The 2,331-nt window shown below is 43.9% G+C and carries 5 protein-coding genes; 2 read left to right on the forward strand and 3 right to left on the reverse strand.

All coding sequences use genetic code 11. The annotated features are described in order from the left end of the window. A partial coding sequence (locus BZG79_RS16495; RefSeq protein ID WP_199877938.1) for a hypothetical protein occupies positions 1–292 on the reverse strand: 292 nt, incomplete at its 3' end. Positions 293–439: 147 nt separating this feature from the next. Beyond that, the gene (locus tag BZG79_RS14310; protein WP_077487150.1) at positions 440–817 is read right to left on the reverse strand and encodes a hypothetical protein; all 378 of its coding nucleotides are present in this window, start codon (positions 815–817) and stop codon (positions 440–442) included. A gap of 156 nt (positions 818–973) precedes the next feature. On the opposite strand from BZG79_RS14310, the gene BZG79_RS14315 reads away from it, so the two are divergent. Beyond that, positions 974–1,252: a type II toxin-antitoxin system RelB/DinJ family antitoxin gene (locus BZG79_RS14315; RefSeq protein ID WP_077458086.1), complete on the forward strand. Its 279-nt coding sequence runs from the start codon at positions 974–976 to the stop codon at positions 1,250–1,252. Further along, on the forward strand, positions 1,245–1,517 hold the full coding sequence (locus BZG79_RS14320) for a type II toxin-antitoxin system mRNA interferase toxin, RelE/StbE family (RefSeq protein WP_077774736.1): 273 nt from the start codon (positions 1,245–1,247) through the stop codon (positions 1,515–1,517). Before BZG79_RS14315 ends, BZG79_RS14320 begins: the two co-directional genes overlap by 8 nt. Positions 1,518–1,590: 73 nt before the next feature. Here BZG79_RS14320 and BZG79_RS14325 read toward each other — a convergent pair whose 3' ends face one another. Then, positions 1,591–2,112 (reverse strand): GrpB family protein, encoded by a 522-nt coding sequence (locus BZG79_RS14325; RefSeq protein WP_077774737.1) that lies wholly within the window; start codon positions 2,110–2,112, stop codon positions 1,591–1,593. Positions 2,113–2,331 lie beyond the last annotated feature (219 nt).

Consider the following 2,331-nt stretch of genomic DNA (forward strand, 5'->3'; position numbering starts at 1 on the left):
TTGTCACAGAGCCGCAAAATTGAGAAATAGCATTCAAAGACTCTTTAGAAAAGTCATTGGCAATGAGACCTCTACGGTCTTGTATTATAAACTTAGGTGAAAATGGCGATTTCGGATTTTCAGGTTTTAGGTGCATCGAGCAAGTGGCAGATAGCAACTTTGCGGCATTAGAGCCTTCAATACTTCCTAAAGCTGACTCTAATTCATAATACAAAGGTCTTCTGCATGAACTGAGTATTTGATCTAATGATTGCAACTCCTCCAGAGTTACTTCAACTTCTTGAATAGACACATAACCTCCGTGTGTAAATTGCAGCTAACGCCGCAAGCAGCTGCGGCTTTGTAGTGGATTTTTTTGCGGTAGCGTAGCGTTAAACCGTAAAACAAGGAACGGAAAAACCGTCAGACTGCCTTGCATTGTTAGCTGCCCTACTTGCATCTAGTGTTTAGTTTCTTTTGCCGGAAAGTCTTCAACATTTCCTCGTGCCTCACATCCAAATATATACTCGCCATCTTGCTCTCTAACCCAGTGATTCCCAACAGCCCTCAAGTCATCTGAAAACTTCGACTTTTTCCGCTTAACTAGCCGTTTAACTTCAATTTGAGCTTGCTTTGGTCCTTCTCCCAACCGCTCAATTAGCTCGCGTTCAAATTCATCTGTTTTATTCCAAACGTCGATCACCACAGCATTCCATGCCGCTATTACGATGGAAATCGCCGCTTCGAACTCTTCCTTCGAGTGGCCGTCGGGCAACTGAAGAATAATTGATTTACCAAACTCCAGAATTGTATGTGATATTTTTGTATTTGGAATCATCGCTTTGCCTGATTTCAGCTAACGCCGCCAACAGGTGYCCATTTGTAGTGAAGCCGCAGGCACAACGAAAAATGGGTCGCCCTGCTTGGCATTGTTACATGCTTTTGCTATACTTTGTATCACATTGTATTACAGATTCACACATTTGGTGATGTTATGAAAAACGAAATGCTGAGCACCCGAATTGACCACGACACCAAGTTAGCGTTTACTCACGTTTGCGAGAACATGGGACTTAGCCCCTCTCAAGCAATAAAGCTTTTTGCCAAAGCGGTCGTTAATTACGGCGGCATACCCTTTGAGCTTAAAGTCAAGCAACCCAATGCAGCAACAGCCTCAGCCATCTCCGAGCTCGAGTCCGGCAAGGCAAATACCGCCAGCAATATTGAAGAGCTATTCGAAGAATTCAATATCGGTAAGACCGACAATGCTTAAACTCGAGTACTCAAGMCAATTTAAAAAGGACTTCAAGAAAATAGCAAAACTTTCGATTCCCGATGTAGTTGAAGTCGGTCATGTCATTAAACAATTACAGCTCGGGGAAACACTACCGGAAAAATACGTTGATCATTCTTTGTCTGGAAACTGGCAGAATTATCGAGATTGCCACGTAAAACCGGATTTAGTTTTGATTTACAAAGTCGATGACACCTCTCTCAAACTGGCTCGAATTGGCACCCATTCCGAACTATTTCGATAACATGTAACGCCCGCAATAAGTGGCGCGAGGAACGAGCGTCCGGCGACAGCAGGGAGCGAAATTAATTGCATTGTTAGGCAAATTTCCAGCTTAGAGCCTTAGCCTCATGCTCTTTAATAAAGCTGTCTTTATGGCGGCAATATACATACATGTCATTGTTGCAGATTACTGCCCCCGTTTTCTTTAACACACCATACTCATCGGCTACTTCAGGAAAAGCGATAAGATACTCTTTAAAAGCAATGTGTCTTTGCGCTTCATGTGAACCTGTTAGAAAGGCGTGGACTTGATGAGTGCGTTGAACCCCACCTTTTTGAAAGTAGCGCCTACCCGGGATACCAAACTCACCTTTAGCGAGATAACCCAACGATTCCATCAAGTAACCTTGCTCATCCAGCGCACTGAGACATTTAACTTCGAGCAGAATATCTATAATTGGTTTCGCACATAAACCTTCAACTGAAGTGCTACCGATGTGGTGAACTCCCACTACATTTTCTTGGCTTAACGCATTACAGATTAGCGCTTTTTCTCGGTTAAAATCATCAGCCCACGACGACTGAAAATCTACGACTTCAATTATCCTTAAACTCACGCCTATCTCCATTTGCCTAACGCTTGCAGCATGCGCGCCCAAGGAATGAAGCCGAAGGCGCAATTTAGTGGGCGTCGCCGTGCCTGCACTGGTTAGGTGGACTTTCGGATGAACTCCGCCGACCGATGAATGATAAAACTACGAATTTCAAACAGTTCGTTGATTCCTAGAATACCGCGTACTCGTTCTTTAACGTTCTCTACCGCTATCTCTTCACGG

Origin of the sequence: Salinivibrio sp. MA427, from assembly GCF_001996115.1 — a bacterium.
Taxonomy (GTDB): Bacteria; Pseudomonadota; Gammaproteobacteria; order Enterobacterales; family Vibrionaceae; genus Salinivibrio; species Salinivibrio costicola.

What these genes read in the sequence shown, in the direction of transcription:
- BZG79_RS14310 (WP_077487150.1), bottom strand. Translation starts at nt 817, where the DNA reads ATGATTCCAAATACAAAAATATCACATACAATTCTGGAGTTTGGTAAA.
- BZG79_RS14315 (WP_077458086.1), top strand. Translation starts at nt 974, where the DNA reads ATGAAAAACGAAATGCTGAGCACCCGAATTGACCACGACACCAAGTTA.